Annotated in this window: 9 protein-coding genes; 7 read left to right on the top strand and 2 right to left on the bottom strand. The window is 39.4% G+C overall.

Annotated elements, in window-relative coordinates:
- The first annotated feature begins 86 nt into the window (after positions 1 to 86).
- From H6G76_RS21565 to H6G76_RS37790, 5 genes are all read left to right on the top strand, one after another.
- Positions 87 to 1,217 (top strand): ABC transporter ATP-binding protein, encoded by a 1,131-nt coding sequence (locus H6G76_RS21565; RefSeq protein WP_190705306.1) that lies wholly within the window; start codon positions 87 to 89, stop codon positions 1,215 to 1,217.
- Positions 1,218 to 1,382: 165 nt separating this feature from the next.
- Positions 1,383 to 2,465, top strand: coding sequence for a spermidine/putrescine ABC transporter substrate-binding protein (locus tag H6G76_RS21560; RefSeq protein WP_190705303.1), 1,083 nt, complete (start codon positions 1,383 to 1,385; stop codon positions 2,463 to 2,465).
- Between the two features lie 78 nt (positions 2,466 to 2,543).
- A complete protein-coding gene (locus H6G76_RS21555) occupies positions 2,544 to 3,446 on the top strand; it encodes an ABC transporter permease (RefSeq protein WP_190705302.1) in 903 nt (300 codons plus the stop codon).
- 28 nt (positions 3,447 to 3,474) lie between these two features.
- On the top strand, positions 3,475 to 4,227 hold the full coding sequence (locus tag H6G76_RS21550) for a hypothetical protein (RefSeq protein ID WP_190705299.1): 753 nt from the start codon (positions 3,475 to 3,477) through the stop codon (positions 4,225 to 4,227).
- Between the two features lie 250 nt (positions 4,228 to 4,477).
- The gene (locus H6G76_RS37790) at positions 4,478 to 4,606 is read left to right on the top strand and encodes a hypothetical protein (RefSeq protein ID WP_277883119.1); all 129 of its coding nucleotides are present in this window, start codon (positions 4,478 to 4,480) and stop codon (positions 4,604 to 4,606) included.
- A gap of 137 nt (positions 4,607 to 4,743) precedes the next feature.
- Here H6G76_RS37790 and H6G76_RS21540 read toward each other — a convergent pair whose 3' ends face one another.
- Complete coding sequence (locus H6G76_RS21540; RefSeq protein WP_190705297.1) at positions 4,744 to 5,991, bottom strand: ribulose bisphosphate carboxylase small subunit; 1,248 nt, start codon at positions 5,989 to 5,991, stop codon at positions 4,744 to 4,746.
- A gap of 90 nt (positions 5,992 to 6,081) precedes the next feature.
- Complete coding sequence (locus H6G76_RS21535; RefSeq protein ID WP_277883118.1) at positions 6,082 to 6,450, bottom strand: type II toxin-antitoxin system VapC family toxin; 369 nt, start codon at positions 6,448 to 6,450, stop codon at positions 6,082 to 6,084.
- A gap of 318 nt (positions 6,451 to 6,768) precedes the next feature.
- Here H6G76_RS21535 and H6G76_RS21530 point away from each other — a divergent pair, with 318 nt between their 5' ends.
- Together H6G76_RS21530 and H6G76_RS21525 are read left to right on the top strand one after the other, a co-directional pair.
- Positions 6,769 to 7,023 carry a hypothetical protein gene (locus tag H6G76_RS21530; protein ID WP_190705291.1) on the top strand — a complete coding sequence of 85 codons (255 nt, stop codon included), beginning with the start codon at positions 6,769 to 6,771 and terminating at the stop codon, positions 7,021 to 7,023.
- A gap of 265 nt (positions 7,024 to 7,288) precedes the next feature.
- Positions 7,289 to 20,809: a hypothetical protein gene (locus H6G76_RS21525; RefSeq protein ID WP_190705289.1), complete on the top strand. Its 13,521-nt coding sequence runs from the start codon at positions 7,289 to 7,291 to the stop codon at positions 20,807 to 20,809.
- Positions 20,810 to 20,828: the final 19 nt, after the last annotated feature.

Genomic DNA, 20,828 nt, shown 5'->3' with positions numbered 1-20,828 from the left:
AATAAACCAAAGTGTTATTTACGTCTAGTAAATAGGCTAATTTCACTGAAAAAAACAGGTAAAATCACGGCATTCTACTGAGGATTATGGCTCAATCTGTTGCCCAGAATCAAAGAGGAATTACCTCTTTTCAGCCGCTTGATGTGGAACTGCGTAATGTGTTCAAGTTTTTTAAACAAGAACCAGCAGTACACGGAGTAGATTTAGATGTTCGCCACGGGGAATTTTTTAGTATTTTAGGCCCCTCCGGTTGTGGCAAAACAACAACGTTACGTTTAATTGCTGGATTTGAAACGGCTGATGCTGGCAAAGTATTGATCCAGGGTCAGTCTATGACTAATGTTCCTCCTTATCGCCGACCTGTGAATACTGTATTTCAAAGCTATGCACTGTTTAACCATCTAAATGTCTGGGATAACATCGCTTTTGGGTTACGGTTGCAGAAAAAATTACGCAAATCAGAAATTGAAAGCCGAGTTACAGAAGCTTTAAGACTGGTAAAAATGGAAAGTTTGCGATCGCGCTTTCCCGCTCAACTCTCTGGTGGTCAACAACAACGGGTAGCATTAGCTAGGGCTTTAGTGAATTATCCAGCTGTGGTGCTGTTAGATGAACCTTTGGCGGCTTTAGATTTAAAGCTGCGTAAAGAAATGCAAGTAGAGTTATCAAATCTACACAAAAAACTGGGACTCACGTTTATTTTAGTCACTCATGACCAAGAAGAGGCTTTGTCTTTGAGCGATCGCATTGCGGTAATGAATCAAGGCAAAATTGAACAAATTGGAACTCCCAGCGAAATTTACGAACGTCCGCAAACATCGTTTGTGGCTGATTTTATTGGTGATACTAATTTATTTAGTGGTGAAATTGCTGCCGTAGAAGCTGATTGTATACAAGTTGTAACCAAAACAGGACTCAAAATTGTCGTTACTCGCTCTGAAGTTACACCCATAGAATTATCCCAACCAGTAGTAGTAAGTGTGCGCCCAGAAAAAATTCAACTATCACTATATCCTCCTAATTTACCAGCTAACTCTTTTGAAGGGCGGCTAGTTAATGTCATGTATTTGGGAACTCACATTACCTACGTTGTGGAATTAACAAATGGCATAAATATCAATGTTTTACAGCCTAATACCTTTGGTAATTTACCAGATCGTGAAACACCAATCTATGTTTTATGGGCAGAGAGTGATTGTTTGGCTATTGGTCAATAGTTAATTGTCATTTGTTATTAAATGAAACTCAACATTGGCTAAGACGTGCTTATAAACGTAATCTTTTAACTATGGAACAAACTCAGGTAATCAAAAGCATTATTGATGAACTAGCACCAAAGCTGAATTCATATTTAAAATCTATAGGTAACATTCCTTATACAAATGACAAGAAGAAAATTTTTACAAACCTTAGCAGCATTTTCTAGTTTATCTTTAACTGGTTGTGGTTGGAGATTAGCTGATGTTCGTGCTACTACTCAATCTAGCCGCAGTGACCAATTATATCTTTACACTTGGGAGCAATATTCAGATCAAAAATTACTACAAACTTTTAGTACTCAAACAGGCGTGAAAGTGCTTGTAGATATTTATGGTTCTAATGAAGTTATGCTAGCCAAAATATTAGCTGGAGGTGGTGGTGCTTACAGCGTAATTTACCCATCTGATTATATGGTACAGAAGATGGTAGAGAAAAACTTATTAGCAAAATTAGACCATAATCGGTTAATTGGATTAGATAATTTGCTCCCGCAATTCAAAAATCCTAGTTATGATCCAAACAACACTTATAGTTTACCATTCAACTGGGGAACTACAGGGTTAATTTACAATTCTGAAATTCTCAAACAAGCACCGGAAGATTGGGATTATTGCTGGCAAAATAGAGAACGCCTTTATAAGCGGATGACCTTACTAGACGATGTGCGTGAGGTGATGGGAGCAGTATTAAGAATGTTGGGTTATTCGTATAATTCAAAAGATGAAGATGAACTGAAACAAGCATATAAAAAATTACAAGAATTAAAACCTGCGATCGCATCATTTAATACTGATGCTTGGCAAAACCAGCTGCTAGCTGGAGATTTAGTACTAGCTATGGGTTACTCCGCCGATGCTATTAAGATTATCAAAGAAAACCCTAAATTTAAATATGTGATTCCTCGCAGTGGTTCTTCCTTATGGACTGATACAATTGTCTTGCCCAATACCGCACCAAATTTAGATGGTGCTTATGCCTGGATAAACTTTATTTTACAACCAGAAGTGGCAGCAATGATTAGCAAAAATTTGAATATTTCTACTCCCAATAGTGCAGGGTTTGAACTATTGCCTAAAAAACTTAAAGACAATAAAAATTTATTTCCTGAAATATCACTATTAGAAAAATGTGAACGTATTACACCTCTGGGTGACTTTGAAGAAGTTTATCAACGCTATTGGGATCGATTAACTAGTAGTAACTAATTAGTGAATGTTGCCATTTGTTCTTTGTTATTAGTAAAGCTACACAACTAAACCTCTAAGTTTGTATATATAAAAAATATGTCTTCTTCAATTAATCGTAGCGATGATATTTCTAGTATAGAAGAAATAAATCGTCCCTCGTTCAGCTTATTACAACCATTAATATTATTAGCACCAGCCGGAATTTGGTTGTTATTGTTATTAATATTACCAACGCTGATAATTTTACAGTTGAGTTTAGTACCTAATATTCGTCCAGGAGATATAGTTAATCCTAGTAGTTTAGCTAATTATATCCGGATACTAGACCCTCTTTATCTGCAAGTAATTTGGCGATCGCTATGGTTAGCAATGGGTACAACTATAATTTGTTTAATATTGGGTTTTCCTGTGGCTTACTGGATAGCACAAATTGCACCAAAACAATGGCGAAATTTATTATTATTAGCTTTTGTCTTACCTTTGTGGACTTCTTCGTTACTTCGTTCCTACGCGTGGATTACAATTTTACGTCCCACCGGTTTATTAAATACTATTTTAAGTAGTTTAAGCTTACCGACTTTAGAATTACTTAACCGGACTCCGGCTGTATTAATTGGTATGAGTTACAGCTTATTGCCTTATATGGTTTTAATTTTATACGCCTCCCTAGAAAAACTAGATAAGCGTTTGTTAGAAGCAGCCTCAGATTTAGGTGCAAATCCCACACAAACTTTTTGGAAAGTTACAGTACCGCAAGTTTTACCAGGAATTACTGCTGGTTCAATCTTAGTTTTCATTACTGGACTAGGCGATTTTGTTGACCCAGAACTTTTAGGTGGTGCTTCGAGTATGACTGCGGCGCGGCTAGTTTACAACCAGTTTCTCGGCGTTAGCCAAAATTGGGGTTTTGGTTCAGCGTTGAGTATGACATTAATTTTAGCAGTGAGTGTGGCGATCGCTTTTTTAATTAAATTTGGTGAACCAACACCAAATAGGTAAAGGCATAAGCAAAATCTTTTATCTATGTATGAATAGCAAAAAACTTAGCAATATTCAATATTATACTTACGAAGCAAGAAAAGATGTGAGATGGTTACATCGCACTATTGAATTATTAAATCAACAACCAGAACAAAGAATATATGAAGATACGGGTGAACTCTTTATAAAAGAAACAATAGAAGTAGCAAGAAAATTACTTGAATTAATAGAGCAGGAACAGCCAAAATTAAAAGATATCCGTGACTTATATAATTTGTTAAAATTTTACAAGAGTGTGCGTAATTACAAATGGGATCACATTTGTAAATATGTAGAAAATTGGCATTGGGTCGCTAACATCTGGGATAATTTTGAGGACAGGATAGAATTAGATTTATGGAATAAAGTGGAATATAATCTTTATTCTATTTCTCAACCATTAATAGCAGAAGGTAAATATATTCGATTTGCAACCAGTGTTGGGAGTTACGGTCATGTATGGTTACAGATTGAACCTATGATTGAATACCGAACTACTCAAATTATCTGGCGAGTTCATGATGATAGCATTATTCCTTTTTATTATATCCCAGCAATTTTTGAAGCAATTATCGATGGGATAATTGACTATTTTCATAAAACAAATATTTCACTAACATCTATGATAATTTCCATTGATAATGGAAGCTACCATGATGTTGATTCTAGAGAAATTGATTACCGAATGGCAGCAACGATAGCTTGGCGTAAAGCTTTAGCAAGTGCCAAGCTTGTTCCTTTACAGGCTTATGAAAAATAATGCAATATCTAAGTTAAATAGAGACAGATTGGTAATATTAGTTAAAGGGATAGATGACATCCGCTTGCGGCGAAGCACCCATCCCCGGATAGCTGCCCAGATGACTAACCTGGAACCCTATAATTTGGTATCTAATTAACCCAGTATCAGCCGAGATATATCGATTGTCACTGGGATAGATACGGATCTCAAAGATATTTGTGAAAACATTGTAAAGATACTGGGCAACGATGCTGAATTATTAGAATCTGTGGAAATTTTAAGTGATACCCCCTATTACGAACTTTCACCACAGGTAATTCAACGTTTAAGTTATCCAACATCATCAAAAAAATTTGCTGCTGCGGATGACTCTGCCAAGTCTGCATATATCCATTAGTAATCAACAAGCCAATATCTTGCAGGATTTAATTTATCAGCAAATCCATCCAGGGAATTGTTAGACCATTTCACAAAAACCTGATATATATTAACTCTGTAGAGACGTAGCAATGCTACGTCTCTACTCTGTAACTTTTAATTTTTCCCATTCGGTCGTTGAATAATCGTTTCTACAACCCGCCGCTTGGCTTTCGGGTCAATTCCTACCAAACGCACATACTCACCACTGTATTCAGTTAGATGTGATTCTAAAGTTGAGATGGCATCAGACTCAGCATCGATGTGAATTGTACCGCAACTTTGCCAAGCACCTGTACGGAAGCGGCGTTCATCTACGTGTTCAAAGGTAAGTTTAAGTCCTTGAGACAAGACTCGCCGGATTTGTTCTTGAGTTTCCAGGCTGACATGAGTGTTTGATACTTCCTGCTTACGAGAACCATTAGATGATGATTGACTAACTGGTGGTTCAGCAACGGGTGGTGCTGGTTGAGAACTCCTACCTCGATTGAGACGATTATATTCATCCACCAACTGAGAATTTTCGACCCGTTTTTGTTCAGCCATCACAAAGTTACCAGACTCGATTAAATGAGACAGTCTAAAATCAGGCTTTTTAAACTCTGGTGGTGCTTCTAAACTATTGACCACACGCAACGATATACGTTCAAACCCGACTTTGTGGATAAACTCGCGGATTTGTTCGTCGTAAATTCGCGCTCGCAAAGCACTAAAAAAGTCAATAGATTGATTGGGGAAAGTATCAACCAGCTGTTCAATTTCGCGCTTAGAGAGTCCATCTTCGGCAAAAATACCACCAACAATTCCCACTTTGTCATCACGGCTGGGTTCCCAATAAAATTTTTCCATCCGTCCATCCCGAATTAACGGCGCGTAGAGTGTGGAAAAATCATTACCTGTTACGATAATTGGGACACGGCGTATCGGGTTGGAGTCATAACTACCCGGTAATTGCACATCTGTAGGATTATCGGCAATATTCATCAGTGTGGCATTTACCAACTGAGTATTTACGGTGTATTGTGTACCTTCATCAAAGCGGCCTGCACCAGCATCTAAATCGTTGATCATTAGCACGCACATTTTACCGCGCACTTTGACCTGTTCTGCTGTTTCTCGATAGCGTAGCCGAATCAAGCGTGCTGGATCTCCTGCGTCGGGACTTTCTAATTCACCCCCAGAGATGAGTGTTACTTCCACACCCATTTTTTCAAAAGCTAACTCACACTGAAAAGTTTTCCCTTCACCTTTACGTCCATGAATACCTAAAATTAAGGGAACTCGCACACCAGGAATATTCAAAAAATTCTTGGTGATGTGAACAGCAATTTTATCCAAAAAGCGAGGAGCGATATAATAACTCATACAATTATTACTGATGATGCCTTATCAAAGTAATGCTAAGTTTTTTTGGTGTCTTTTGTTTACTAATCTTTTGGTAGATATCCACAGCCCCTACCACAAACGCTGTATAAGATATGTATCAAAAATTGTATCAGCACTTACAATAGGTATGCTTTCTACAATTGCTTTAGCGATCAACATTCTGTCAAAGGAGTCACGATGATGTAAAGGCAATTGGGAAACAATTAAAATATGCTTAATGGCGATAGGCATTAATGGTATACCAGTAATCACTATTTGTTGTTCAACAAACTCAGCAAAACTCACATTAAAATTTAGTTTACTAATGCTGTGTTTGACTGCCGTTTCCCAAACACTAGCAATACTTAAAATATTTTCGTTATGTTCAATTTGCGTTCTAATACTGTTATTAATTCTTGGATTACCCATAATGAACCAAATAAATGTATAAACGTCCAATAGTTGCTGCCTTACAATAAGTTTTGCCCTTTATTTTTACACTGACAGTAACCTGATAGGAGGTGATAGCTCCTATCAGTGTAATCATAAGTTAAACAATTTACTTCCTTTATGAGGAATTAATATTACTTTAGTAGTAATGCTTAGATAAAATTGTTACGCTGAGAAATTTGCATTGACTGTAAAATTCATCACTTATCGTCTTGATATCAGTTATTTTACCGATTACAAATATATCTAGCGGTGAAATATTGGGTATGGGGAAATTATAAATATTGATTTTCCCAAATTACAATTTATGCAAGACATTAAAATGCCATGCCAGAAGTTAAGCAAAGAGTTTACTTACTCACAGAGCAACAACGTGATGCCCTACTGAACTATCTCCTCAACCGTCCATATCGGGAAGTTGCACCAGGAATTGAATTTCTCAACAAAGCACCCTCTACTATCCTAAATATTGAAATTCCTGAAGAACAAGCGAGACATCTCCCCACAGAACAAGAATCTAAATCCCCAGCTAATACACAAGAGAAAGTAGAAATACGAATACCATCCGTACCTAAAGGATAAGTTTCTATCTTCAGCCATATCTAAACTAAGTTTTATCACCGAGAAAAAAACCGATAGAGACTGTAAAATCTGAAGTTTCTTCAATAATTACCGCTCATGAATTTTTGATTCAAATTTGCATAATTCACATAGGGTGCAGTTGTTGCACCCTATGTATTCAAAGCTATTATGGCTAATTAAGAATAGTTTTGCATTGCCTATCTAACTCAATTCTCATATTTTGTAGCTTTACAACAATCATTAATTAAATTAACTTGCTATCTATATGGACATTAACTCAATTAATACAAATTACTCAGGTACAAATTCTTTATCCTCTGATTCTTCACTATTTAACAGTTTAGATCCTTTTGCTTATCAGCTTTTACCAAATAACTCTCTGATGCTTTTAGGTACAGATAAAGCAGAGAATTTATATCTAAAAGTTGGTGATGGTCAAGTTTTAGAATACAGTGCTGATGGCAACTATTTTTATCAGATAAATGGGCTGGGATTTTCTCAAGATACAAATATTTCAGTAAATTTGGGTTTTGATAAAGATAGCTTATATATCGATAGTTCTTTATTCGATACCTTAAAAAATACGGGGGCAAAACTTAACTTTGAAGGTGGGCAGGGAAACGACACACTATTTGGCCCCAAAATTGACACAACATGGTACATCACTGGAGACAACTCTGGAAACATTGGCAATATTGAATTTCACAATGTTGAAAATCTTAAAGCTGCTGCCAATAACTACGCCACATTTGTCTTTACTCCAGAGGGTAATCTCAGTGGCGTTGCAGATGGAGGTGATGGGAATTTAGGGACTTTGGTTCTTGAAGGCGGAACGTATAACAGTGCTAAATTTATTGCAGATGGGCCTCATTCAGGCGAGATTCTGCTCGATACCAAGACGATTCGCTATGACGGGTTAGCACCAATTTTTGACAATACTACTACGGCAGACCGAGTATTTACTGCTACTAATAGTAACGATAAAATCCTAGTCAAAAAAGATACTATAGGAAAAACGACTATTTTCAGCAGTAACGGTACTTTTGAGAGCATTACTTTCTGGAACCCCAGTAATTCACTAACCATCAAAGGACTATTGGGAAATGACACAATTACAGTAGATTCAATAGATGCTAATTTTACTAAATCGTTAACCATTGATGGCGAGGATGGGAATGACTCGGTAATTTTTGCTCAGAATTTAACTCTCAATGGTGGGAATTTAACGGTAAATGCTGAAAGCATTAGTATCCTAGATAATGTCAATATCTTCACTTCAGGTGATGTTTCCTTTGAAGCCAAGAATAACTCTTCAGTGTTACTAAATCTGCTACCAGGTGGTATTGTAAACACTCAGAAAGCCGAAATTTCTCTAGGGAATAATGTCTCAATTGAAGCTGAAAACATTACACTGAAAGCAGAAGCACAGGATGATAACCCTACCGATGAAATTAATTCGTGGGTGAATGGCTTTTTAGTACAACCCTTAATAGACTATGGTACTGCTATTGCATCTTTACCAGTTGATTTTGCTATTAGAGAATCGTCAGCAAGTGTAATACTTGGCAATAATGCCAAACTCACCACTGGTGGAGATATTGAGATTTCAGCTACTGCTAAAGCAGATAGTACTAGCAAAGTTCTCAATCAATATTTCAGCATTGGATATAGCAGTTCTAATGCAACTGCAATTACTACAATTGGTCAAGGTGCAATCATCAAGGCAGAAGGAGATGTGAACATTCTATCTGATGCCAATTCAGTTGCAGGTATGACTACCCGCACCTTAAAAAATCTAGGTGAAGAGCCTACAGATTCAACAGGAGTTGGAGTATCGATAGCGATCGCCAATGCAAAATTAACTTCTAAAACAACAGTATCTCAAGGAGCAGAGATTGAGGCTGGCGGAAATGTTAATCTTGTTGCTAATGGTAAAACAGAGCGCGAAGCCAGTGCTGAAGTAGGATCTTTTGGTTCTAGTGGTAGAGGCGGAATTTCTGCGGCATTGGGTTTCTCTAAAGCAGACGTTAACACCTTTGTAAACGGCAAAGTAGTCTCAGGTAGCAGCTTACAACACGAGTTTAATCCTGGCTCGGCAGTGAATAATGATAATGACACTATTACCATTAAAAATCACGGTTTTAAAGATGGCCAAGCTGTAATTTATAAGAACAATAATGATGCTGACTCTAATATTGGAGATTTAGAGGATAGCACCACATACTACGTTAAGGTCGTGGATGAGAACACGATCCAATTAGCAGAATCTTCCTCTGACCTTGAAGATGAAAAATTTATCGACCTCAAGAGTACTGGAGTACAAGGTAATGCTCACATCCTCAAAGATCCTGGTATCCGAGTTATTGCTCAACTAGAGAGCGAAGATGCTGCTGATGCAACCTCTGGTGTAGGTGGAGATCCTTCAATTGCAGACAAAATTGAAAAACCAGAAATTGCTGTAAGTGCAATAATTGGCAAACTCACAGAAGATAATTACAGCAAAAACTCAAATTCAGGTGGTAGTGGGGGCGATGCTAGTGTTACCGCAGCAGGAGCGTTTGTATTTTCCAAAATAGATAATAATGTCACTGCAACTATAGGTAGTAATGCAGTTTTAGAATCTCAAGCAGATGTTAGCGTCCAGGCAAGTATCTCCGAAAATATTAAAACTGCCGCAGAAGCTGCCACAGAAGACGCAGAAGGTTCAAACGGCGCAGCGAAAAAGGCATCTGCTAGTGCCGCAGTAATCGTTGGGCTTTATAGTAACAATGCCCAAACCACAATTGAAAGTAACGCAGTTATTGATGCCAGCAAAGACACACGAATCACATCTGAGGTTTCCTATCCCTTCCGTATAGAACCACAAGAGCGTTTTGTTCCCAGCGATGTAGGAGCAATGCTGAAAGAAGAGGGATTTGGTGGAGTCACAGGGTATTTAGACGGAAAGTTGGGCATCCAAAGCGAACTGCTCAACTCTTGGGCAGTAAGTACATCAGAAACTGAGGGAGAAATTAGTCTAGCTGGTTCAGTTAACTATCAGCAATTCACTAACAATTCTCAGGCAATTGTCAAATCAGGCGCGAAAATAAATCAGAATCAGGATATTAGACCTGAAAGTGACGACCAGACCGTTTCTGTTGAAGCTACAACAGAAATGCAACTGATTAATGTAACTGGTGTATTTAAGTTTGATCTCTCAATTGACTCAGTAAAAGACTTAGTTCAGAAAAAAGATCCTTTAGCAATCTATAACCCAGTTGGCTCTAGTGGTGGTAAAGGAGGAGTTGGCGGAGCCTTCTTCCTAATGTTTAACGACAGCACTACGATCGCCAAGGTAGAAACAGGTACTTCAATTTATACTGGTGCGGATGGCGGTCTAACAATCAATGCTGAATCTACTGCATTTGACGTTGACTTAGGTCAAGCAGGTGGAGGTGGTGGTAAATTTGGCGTTGGTGGCACCTTCTCCTACACCAATCAAGAAAGCAAAACGATCGCCCAGCTAGAAAGCGGAGCTAAGGTCACAGGCGGTTCGCTAGAAATTACTGCCAACGACGAAACACTGCGGATCACGGCTGTAGGTGGTGTTGCTAAAAGCGAAAACCTGGGTATTGGGATGTCTGTAACAGTTAATGAAATGGATCGGGAAACACTTGCCTTGATCGGTAATCAAACTGGTACAGCTGGGATAGGCACAGACATTGAAGTTGAAGGAGATATTAAAGTTGAGGCCAAAGCTGATGGTGGATTGTGGGCATTCTCCTTAGCGGCAGCAGTTGTTAAAGATAAACCCCCCGAAAAACCTTCAGAAGCATCTACCGATCAATTAGCTAGCGCACCTCAACCAGATTTATCTAGTGCAGGCGGTTCTGGCGGCAGTACTAGCTCCAACGACCAAGGTAATCAAGGTAAATCGGGCATTGGTATTTCTGGTGATGTATCAATCAACAACGTTAAAGATAAAGTTTCTGCTTACATCAACGATGCAGGCACAATCAAGGGCGAAACGCTAGATATTACAGCCGTCAATGATTCGGATTTGAGATCTGTTTCTGGTGCTGTGTCATTTTCTGCCAAGAAAGATCCAAACAGCACTTCGGCTGGAATTGCTGGATCTTTTAGCATGAACACCCTGACTGGTACAACTAGTGCTTATATCTCTGGTAGTGCTGCAAACGGGGATAAACTTACTTTAGAAGCCAGTCAGCTTTCTCTCAGTGCAACTCGCAGTGGAGATTTGTTTGCCCTCTCCGCAGGTGGAGCAGCAGCACCTGGACAAAATGGTTATGCAGTCTCTGGTTCTGTATCTTTAAATAAGATTGCCAATACAACTGAAGCTTCAATGAGTGGCACTAATGCAACCATTGCTGGGGATGTAGGATTGAATGCTCAAGATAGCTCTAGCATATTTGCGATCGGTGGTGCATTAAGCTTTGGCGGTAAGGCAGGCTTTGGGGCAGCGATCGGTCTTAACCGGATTAATAATACAACCAAAGCACTCATTCAAGATTCTAGCCTCGACCACCAAGGAAAACTGGAACTTTCTGCTATCAATGAAAGTTCGATTAAAGCAATTACTGCTTCTTTAGGTATTTCCACGCAACAAAGTAGCGCAGCTGGAGCCGGAACTGTTTCCCTTAACTTTATTAGCAACAGAACCGAAACTGCCATTATTAATACCCAGAAGGGAGCTTCTACTGCTACAGGAATCATTTCTTTGATTGCGAAGGATAATTCCGACATTGCTAATCTAGCTGGTGCCGTGGGACTGAGCGGTGGTAAGGCTGGATTTGGAGCAGCAGTTGCATATAACAGTATTAGTAATGTTGTCAAGTCCTATATTGAAAGTTCTACCTTATCTACTCAAGGTGAATTAAAACTTCAGGCAGAGTCGAAAGCTGTAATTCAGGCGATCGCTTTGGGCGTAGGTGGCGGCAAGGATGTTGGATTAGGCGGTTCTGTTGCTATTAATTTGATTGGTAATACAACCGAAGCTTATCTCAATTCTGTAAATCTCACTGCTGACGGTCAAAATAACATTTCAGCTAGTGATAATTCGACAATCCAAGCTTTAGCTGGTGGTGTTGGAGTAGGTCAAAAAGCTGGAATTGGTGCAGGTATTGGTGTTAATCAAATTGGTAACAGTATCAAGGCATACGTTAGCAATTCCAACCTGACTTCTAATAACCTCGTCTCTCTGAGCGCCCTTTCAACTTCAACCATTGAAGCTATTAGTATCGGTGGTGGCGGATCTGAAAAGTTTGCTTTGGGCGGTTCTGTATCCGTCAATACTATTAACACAGTTACTACTGCCTACATCAGTAATAATTCCGTTGTTCAAGGCTCTCAGGTATTGGCTAGCGCGCTCGACACCTCCACCATTAAATCTCTTTCAGGAGCAGTAGCAGTTTCCGGAAATACTGCCATAGGTGCTGCGGTTTCTACCAACAATATCAATAATCAAGTTGTCACATACATTAGCAGTTCGCAAGTCACTGCAACTAGCAATAACATTCTCCTCAAAGCAGACTTAAAAGCTAAAATTAGTAACGCTACCTTGGGTGGTGCAGGCGGACAAAGTTTTGCATTAGGTGGCTCAGTATCTGTAAACAACATCAATACTGTGACTGACGCTCACATTAGCGACAATGCGACAGTGAATGCTGCCCAAGCGGTGGAAGTTTTAGCCAACGATAATTCAGACATTGAATCTTTAGCAGGACAAGTAGCAATCGGTGGTACTGCTGGCGTAGGTGCGGCTGTTTCTACGAATAATATCAATAACAATGTCAGTGCTGACATCAGCAGTTCTCAGATCACTTCCACAATTGGTGGAGTGAAGGTTAAAGCAGCGATCGCACCCAAAATCAATAATATTACTGTAGCTGGCGCTGGCGGAGGAAGTTTTGCGCTGGGTGGCTCGGTAACTGTCAACAACATTGGCACTCAAACTCTGGCTTACATTAGCAATAATTCCACTGTTGAAGCATCCCAAGGTGTTACAGTCCTAGCAACAGATAACTCCAACATCAACTCTTTTGCTGGCACAATTGCTGGGTCTGGAAATACAGCAATTGGAGCTTCGGTATCCACAAATAATGTAAATAACAAAGTCAGTGCATACATTAGTGCGTCTCAAGTCACCAGCACAAGTAATGTTTTAGTCAACGCAGACTTAACAGCTTTAGTTCGCAATGCCACAGTTGGAGGAGCCGGAGCCGGAACTTTTGCCGCAGGTGGTTCAGTATCGGTAAATAACATTGGTACCGTTACCGAAGCTGACATTAGCGACAAAGCCACAGTTAATGCTGCTCAAGAGGTAGAGATTTTAGCCAACGATAATTCAGACATTGAATCGCTAGCAGGACAAGTAGTCATCGGTGGTGCTGCTGGTGTAGGTGCTTCCGTTTCTACAAATAATGTCAATAACAAAACCAGTGCTTATATCAGTGATTCCCAAGTTACCTCTAGTAATAGCAGCTTGACAGTCAAAGCTAATTCTTCACCAAAAATTAGTAATATTACGGCTGGTGGTACTGGTGGTGGAGCATTTGCGTTTGGTGGCTCGGTAACTGTCAATAATATTGGCACTCAAACCCTGGCGTACATTAGCAATAATTCGATTATTCAAGCCAGACAAAATATTGAGATTTTAGCTACAAACAATGCCGCTATTCAATCCTTAGCAGGCCAAATTAGTGCCGCAGGTCAAGCAGCTATAGGTGCTGCCGTTGCAGTCAATAACTATGGTGGCAAAATTGAAGCTTACATCAACGATAGTGAAGCAACTTCTACTTCTGGGCAAATCAAGGTTACCGCCAACGATACTTCTAAAATTGAGAGCTTGTCTGCGGGAGCTTCAGTATCTGGTAGTCCAGCAGTGCCAAGCGTTTCCTTGACAGGTTCTGTATCAGTAAACAACATCAGTAATACAGTTGATGCTCATACCTTAAATGCCAGAATTTCAGCTAATAGCTTAGAAATTTCTGCTAAAAATGATGCCACTATCAAGTCTTTGGCTGGACAGATTAGTATTAGTATTAGCGGTGGTGCTGTTGGAGCGGCAGTAGCTTACAACAATATTGGCAGCACTGTCAAAGCCTACATTGCAGCTGATGATGGCAACTATACAACTGTCAATACATCAGGTAATGTGCTTGTCACAGCTGTTAGCAAGGGAACAATTGAAACGATCGCAGCGGGTGGTTCTGTTGGCCTATTTGTAGGTGCTGCTGGTTCGGCAGCAGTAAATCAGATGACTAATAATGTCTCTGCTTTCGTCCAAAACGGCATTATTAAAGCTAACGGTAGTGTGGGTATATTGGCGGATTCTAATAACACGATGACTACTAAAGGCGGAACATTTAGTGGTGGTTTTGTGGGCTTAGGTGCCACGATCGCAGTCAATAATCTGGAAAATAAAACCCGTGCTTATGTGAATAATTCCAGTATTGATGGAGTGGGCGAGCAAAGCATAATTATTCCCAAAACTGATGGAACTGGTGTTACAGAATCTTTCCAAGGAGTCGCTGTCTTAGCAACAAGCAAAGACAACCTTGGTGTGACGATTGGTACTGGCGGTGCTGGTGGATATGCGTTTGTTGCCAGTATAGCTGTCAATACCTTCAAGAATACAACCGAAGCCTATGCAAATGATGTCGCTATCAATGCAATTTTTGGATCTACAGTTCCACAACACAATGTTTATATCAAAGCTTTCAATGATAGTAAGGTAGAAGTCAATGCCGGCACAGCAGGGGTTGGTTTAGCCGCAGCAGCTGGTGTTGGTATTGAAGTCACCACAATGAAGAATGCTACTAATGCATATATCAACTCTAGTGATCTGATAAATTCTCAAGGGTCGCAGATCTACGCCCACAACAACTTAATTGTAGAGGCGAAAACTCAAAAATCCCTGACCTCTAATGTTATGGCTTTGGGTGGAGGGTTAGGTTTTAGTGTCCAAGGGGCGGTTTCCATCATCAATGTCAGCAGTGGTATGTCTGATAAAGGTAAAGAAGCTGCTAGCGATACCCAAAGTAAAGTAGACACCCAACTACAAGACTTGAACAAAATGGGTAAAGATAGTAGTGGCAAGTCGAACATTTCTACCAAATCTGCCGATTTTACTTCCAGCCTACTCAATCTTCAAGGAACTACAGCATTTATTGCAGGAACAGCAAACGCTGGCAATAACATAATTGTTAATGCCTATGAGACCACTAAATTAAATATGACAGTAGGATCATTATCTGCTGGACTCGCAAGTGTTGGTGGTGCAGTAGGCATTGCTAATATTCAGCATAATGCTTCTGCTTATGTAGGAGATAGATCCACACTAATTGGTGGCAATATTACAATTCAGTCCACTGGTTTTGTAGACTCGACGACAGTAGAAGCTGTTGCTGGTTCAGCTGGCCTGGTGGGATTAGGGGCGGCTGTGGCAATTTTGAGTTCTGAAAACAACTCTAAGGCTTATGTTGGCAATCACACAGCAATAATTAAGGCTAATAACATTGATGTGATTGCTAACTCTTCGTCTAATTTGAACGTAGAAGGTTTAGGAGCATCTTATGGACTTGCTGCGGCTGGCGCTGTGATTGCTAATGCTCAGGAAACTGGCACAACTAAAGCATATCTGGATAGTGGTATTCAAGTTGAGAATACTGACAACCTTAATGTCAAGGCGAATACTAACGAAACTGTAACAGCGACGACTCAAGCATCCTCTGGTGGGATTATTTCTGGTAATGGTACTGATGCCAAGGCTACCGTCAATCCCAATGTCGCTGCATATATTGGTGACAACAACACAATCAAAGTTACCAAAGATATCAATGTTCTTTCTAATGTCTCTGTAGATGGAGACGCAGCAAGTAAGGGTGGAAGTTACGGAGCGTTAGCAGTTGGACTGTCGTTCTCTGAAGTTAACTCGAACCCCACAATCAATACCTATGTTGGTGCTAATACCACAATTGAAGCTGGCAATATAACCATCTCTAGTAGCTTAGGCAAAGCACCTGTTTCTGCTGATACATCATTTAATCCTAGCAATGCAGTCAACAACACAGCAGATAGCATTACCTTCGCTAATAATCACGGACTCAAAACTGGAGATACTGTTGTGTACTCCAATGGTGGTGGTAATACTATTGGTGGACTAACAAACCAAACCAGCTACAAAGTGATTGCTGTTAATGATAAGACTGTGAAGTTTGGTAGTGAGTTCGATGCCACTACAATCGATACGAAATTGAACACCCTGAAGTTTGCTAATGGGCATAATTTCACAAATAACCAACAAGTCATTTATGAAGCTAGTAGTGGCACAAGTAACATTGGCGGTTTAACTTCTGGTCAGAAGTACTATGTCAAAGTCATTGATAGTAACACTGTTCAATTATCAAAGACACCGATTATAGATGACGTGAATGAAGGTGCCAAGCTGGCTGGAATCAACACAGTAGGAGGGGTCACAACTATAACAGCCAGGAAAGACGATAAAACTGCTAACGTATTCCAGAATGGTGATACTGTTGTCTACAAAAAACGTTCTGCCTTGTTTACAGTTGATACAACAGTTCCTGATACTGGCGGTAAGGCGAATATCTTTAACCTCAGCACTGGCGATATAGTCTCTCAAGATACAATTAATTCCGCAAGTCATGGGTTTGAAACAGGTGATCAAGTTATATACTCTGCTACTGGCACGGCTTTAAGTGGTTTAACTAATGGTCAAAAGTATTATGTCATTAAGGTAGATGACAATAAGTTCCAACTCGGTACAACATATAACCAAGCTACAAACACGGTAACTGGTATTGTAGATATTACCAATGCTACCGCAGGAACAAGCCACAAAATTACTACTGTAGGACTCAAGATTTCTAATGTAACTAATTTTACGTACAGCACAGCAAATTCTAACAAGATTACTGTGACAAACCATAGTTTTACGACAGGACAAGCGGTCAAATACAGTGGAGTATCATCAATCGGTTTAACAAATGGCACAACCTACTATGTAATTAAGGTTGATGACAACAACTTCCAGTTAGCTGCTACTAGTAGTGGTACAGCACTTACTCTAAATGCTGGTGCTGGTTCCTATTCTCTGACAGCAACTACTGAATTAGAGGAAAATGTAACTTATTACGTTAAAAACTCTACACTGTCTGATTTTCAATTGTCGAAAACAAATGGTGGCTCGGCGATTGCTCTCGACACATCAGGGTTAACTGGTACGGGTGCAAGCCATATATTTGTAAAACAATCTGTTATCGATTTAAGTAGTGCTAGTACAGGAATCCACAACCTACATCTCGATTTGGAAAATGGAACAGCAACAGGCGACAAACATCTATTGTCATCGGGAGCTTCCGTAGTTTTACCAAGCCAAGGTGATCAGGTCTTCTCTGCATATTCTCAAGCTTCAGCAGGCGCATTACTTGGAGGAACTGGCACAAGAACCAACCTCAATATTACTCCTACCTCCAAAACCTATATAGGCAATAATGCATCTTTAACAGCATTAGGTAATGTCACAGTGAAGTCCCTATCTAATATTCAAGTAACGGGGGCGACAACTTCTGAGACTTATGGAGCGATCGCGGTTGGGGCATCAGAAATTAATCTCACGGTTAACACTACCAACAATACCTACGTCGGTAATGCTGCTAAAATTCAAGCCCAGGGCAACGTTATTATTAACGCTCAGTCCGACAATAATCTTAATATTTCCGCTTCTGGTGGGGCTGGCTCTCTCATAACTTTTGCCGATGCTGATGCGATCGCACGTCTAAAACATGACACAACTACCACTGTTCAGGATAACGCTACCATTATCGCTAACGATGACCTTGTAATTGGCTCTAATAGTAACACTAATGGTAATGTCAAAGTCCAAGCTAGTGGTGTAGGTTTTTATGCTGATGCGGATGCTAATGGCGAATTCTACATCGATGGCACTAATCGAACGGATATTAATAGCAATGCACATTTAGAAGGAAGAACGCTGACGATTGAGGCAATTGTTAACAATCTCAATGTTGAAACTCGTTCTGAGGCTGAAGGTGCTGGTTTGATTGGTAACATTGACGCTCATTCCAAAGTTGAGCTATCAGGAACGGATGCTACTGTTAACATCGGTTCTCAAGCGTATCTTAAAGGAGATTATATTAATCTCAACGCTATTTATAAGAAAGTCAGCAGCAATGCGATCGCATTTGCTGATTGTGATGGACTTGGAGGCGATACTGACTCGGATAGTCGTAATAATATGCCTCTGTCAGCTAAGGTCATCACAGATTCGACTTCGACATTGGATGTTTATAAGCTAAATGTGAAGTCAGATTTGGAAAGTGTCAGTTACAGAACCGATGCTCACAGTGACAAAGCTTGGGAGTTGAGAATCTGGACTCCTTTTGGCGACATCGTAATTACGATGGACTTTGGTTCGGAAAGCAAAAATGAAACATTTGCTCCCACTGCGACTACTAATTTCAACTCTTATGTTAACTTTGTGGCGCGGGGAGAAAATCCAGTCTTAGTAATTGGTACTGATGGTCAAGTTACGCAAAAGAGTAATAATGTTACTGTCAATTTCAGCGGTAATAACGCGATAGTTAGCGACATTAAAACGACTGAGCTTGGAGAAGCAAACTTTAAAGGTTCTTTGACTGATAATGGCAAATACAGCATTAAAGACCCTGCGTACGATACGGTGCAAATTGATAACTATTCTGCCAATAATCTGATTATCAATAATATAGATGCTATCAATTTAGGTGCAGCATCTCAATTTAAGTACATTGTGAATGGCAGCAGCACTAATAAGTCAATTAATGGTTCCCTACCGATTAATTCAACTTTAGTGACGATTAATAACTGGGGTACTTCTAACCTGATTCTCCAAGGTAAGATTAAGAATCCTCACGATCGCACTATACTTTACAGTGGCGGTAACATTTTCAGGCAAGGAACTACACAAAACATCGTTACTCGTGATCTGAAAATGACTGCTGCGGGAAGCATTGGGGCAATTAATCAAGGCATTGCGGCTGAATTGAATCAAGGCTATAGCCCAGTTACAGCTAATGTTGCTGATAGCAATATTTATCTCAACGTTGAGGCACAAAATTCTACTTATCTTAACCTGACAGCAAAAGCTCTTGACAAAAAGCCAGTAACTGTTAATGTTCAAAGAATGACTGGTTATACTGGTGAAGTCAATTTAGAGATCGGTCAAACTACAGATCAAGCTAATGCTGCTGTAAATGCTCTCTATCAATTCACAGATAATATTGATTTTTATCAGAGCATTATGGCGGGTAATAATATTGTCATTAATGCAGGAAATACAACCACGAATATCAATGCTAAAACTATTTTTACCGGTGCAACAGGCTCACTAAATATGGTGACCGGAGGCTGGATAAATGTGAATAATGTAACTGCGGCAATTAATCTACAAAAAGTAATTAGTTATCAAGATGCAGTTCATTTAAATGGCTGGGATTTAACTTTAGTAGATAATGGTTTACTCCAAGCCGCAAAAGATATTAGTGTAACCTCAACAAACTTCTCAATGTTGAATAATGCTCAATTGAAAGCCAAAACCGATGTCAGTTTATTAGTAAATAATAGCTTTCAAATAAGTGCAAGTTCTTTAATATCAGATGCCAATAATGTTGTAATTCAAGGTGATTACAATAATCAAAATCCAGCCGGTGCTACCATCAATATTGAGGGATGGATTAATGCTCAACAAATGTCAATTATTACTCAAGGCAATAATGACATTGTGAATATTCAACGACTCGCTACTACAACTAATATCTACACTGGTGGAGGCAATGACATTGTAAATATTGGTAGCAGCCAAAATAGAACTAATGAAATTCAAAAACGCCTAACTATTTACGGTGAAACACAGGATGACCTCGATACTTTAAATATAGATAATTCAGGAGATAACTCCAATAACGTTGGCATCTTAACAGATACATCTCTGACGGGTTTAAGTACAGGTGAAGGTATTTACTACAATGGTTTTGAGGTGTTGAATCTTAAATTAGGTATAGGTAATGATGACTTCACTATCCTTAACACAAGTGCAACAACTAATATTGATAGCAGCTCAGGCGATGATAAATTCCGCATAGGGACGAAAGTAGACGCGAGTGGCAGCGTAGTGGATGAAATAGTAAATGGAGTCTTGTTACCAGGAGTTAATATATTGGGAACCAAGAACATTACCAATATCAAAACAGGAACAGGAAATGACTATATTCAAGTGAACCGTAATACTGCTGTATTGAACATTGAAGGTGAATTTGGTGATGATACTTTTGAAGTGAATACGCCAATTAATTATTCAATATTGCTGAATAATGCTCAAGTCAACCTTTCTGGAAATGATGGCAATGACACAACTATTATTAATGGATCTTCTTTGTTAGAGACTATTAATAATAATGGGTCATCAGTTGAAGTTGTCAATAGTCGCTTGATTAGTCTAATGACAAATGAAAATCTAGTGATTAATGGAAATATTGGTAGTACTGGTTCATCTGGTGGTTCTAACAATACTAACAGTGGTAGTGATCCTACCCTGTCCAGTCTGGCTGATAGAACCCTAGTAACGACAAACACTACCAATACAGGTAGCAATAGTAGTCTTACTTTGTTGAGTCTCTTTGATAGAAACTTAGTAAATACCAGTAGTACTAGTACTGGGACTGGTAGTGTTATTGATCCTTTGTTGCTAGCATTATTCTCCCGTTAATCATCGTCGTTGAATCGAT

The sequence above is a fragment of the Nostoc sp. FACHB-152 genome, assembly GCF_014697475.1.
Taxonomy (GTDB): domain Bacteria; phylum Cyanobacteriota; class Cyanobacteriia; order Cyanobacteriales; family Nostocaceae; genus Nostoc_B.
The sequence above is the reverse complement of the archived record's forward strand: the minus strand, read 5'-3'. Positions and strand labels throughout refer to the sequence as shown.

What these genes read in the sequence shown, in the direction of transcription:
- H6G76_RS21525 (WP_190705289.1), top strand. Translation starts at nt 7,289, where the DNA reads ATGGACATTAACTCAATTAATACAAATTACTCAGGTACAAATTCTTTA.
- H6G76_RS21565 (WP_190705306.1), top strand. Translation starts at nt 87, where the DNA reads ATGGCTCAATCTGTTGCCCAGAATCAAAGAGGAATTACCTCTTTTCAG.
- H6G76_RS21540 (WP_190705297.1), bottom strand. Translation starts at nt 5,991, where the DNA reads ATGAGTTATTATATCGCTCCTCGCTTTTTGGATAAAATTGCTGTTCAC.
- H6G76_RS21550 (WP_190705299.1), top strand. Translation starts at nt 3,475, where the DNA reads ATGAATAGCAAAAAACTTAGCAATATTCAATATTATACTTACGAAGCA.
- H6G76_RS21555 (WP_190705302.1), top strand. Translation starts at nt 2,544, where the DNA reads ATGTCTTCTTCAATTAATCGTAGCGATGATATTTCTAGTATAGAAGAA.
- H6G76_RS21560 (WP_190705303.1), top strand. Translation starts at nt 1,383, where the DNA reads ATGACAAGAAGAAAATTTTTACAAACCTTAGCAGCATTTTCTAGTTTA.
- H6G76_RS21530 (WP_190705291.1), top strand. Translation starts at nt 6,769, where the DNA reads ATGCCAGAAGTTAAGCAAAGAGTTTACTTACTCACAGAGCAACAACGT.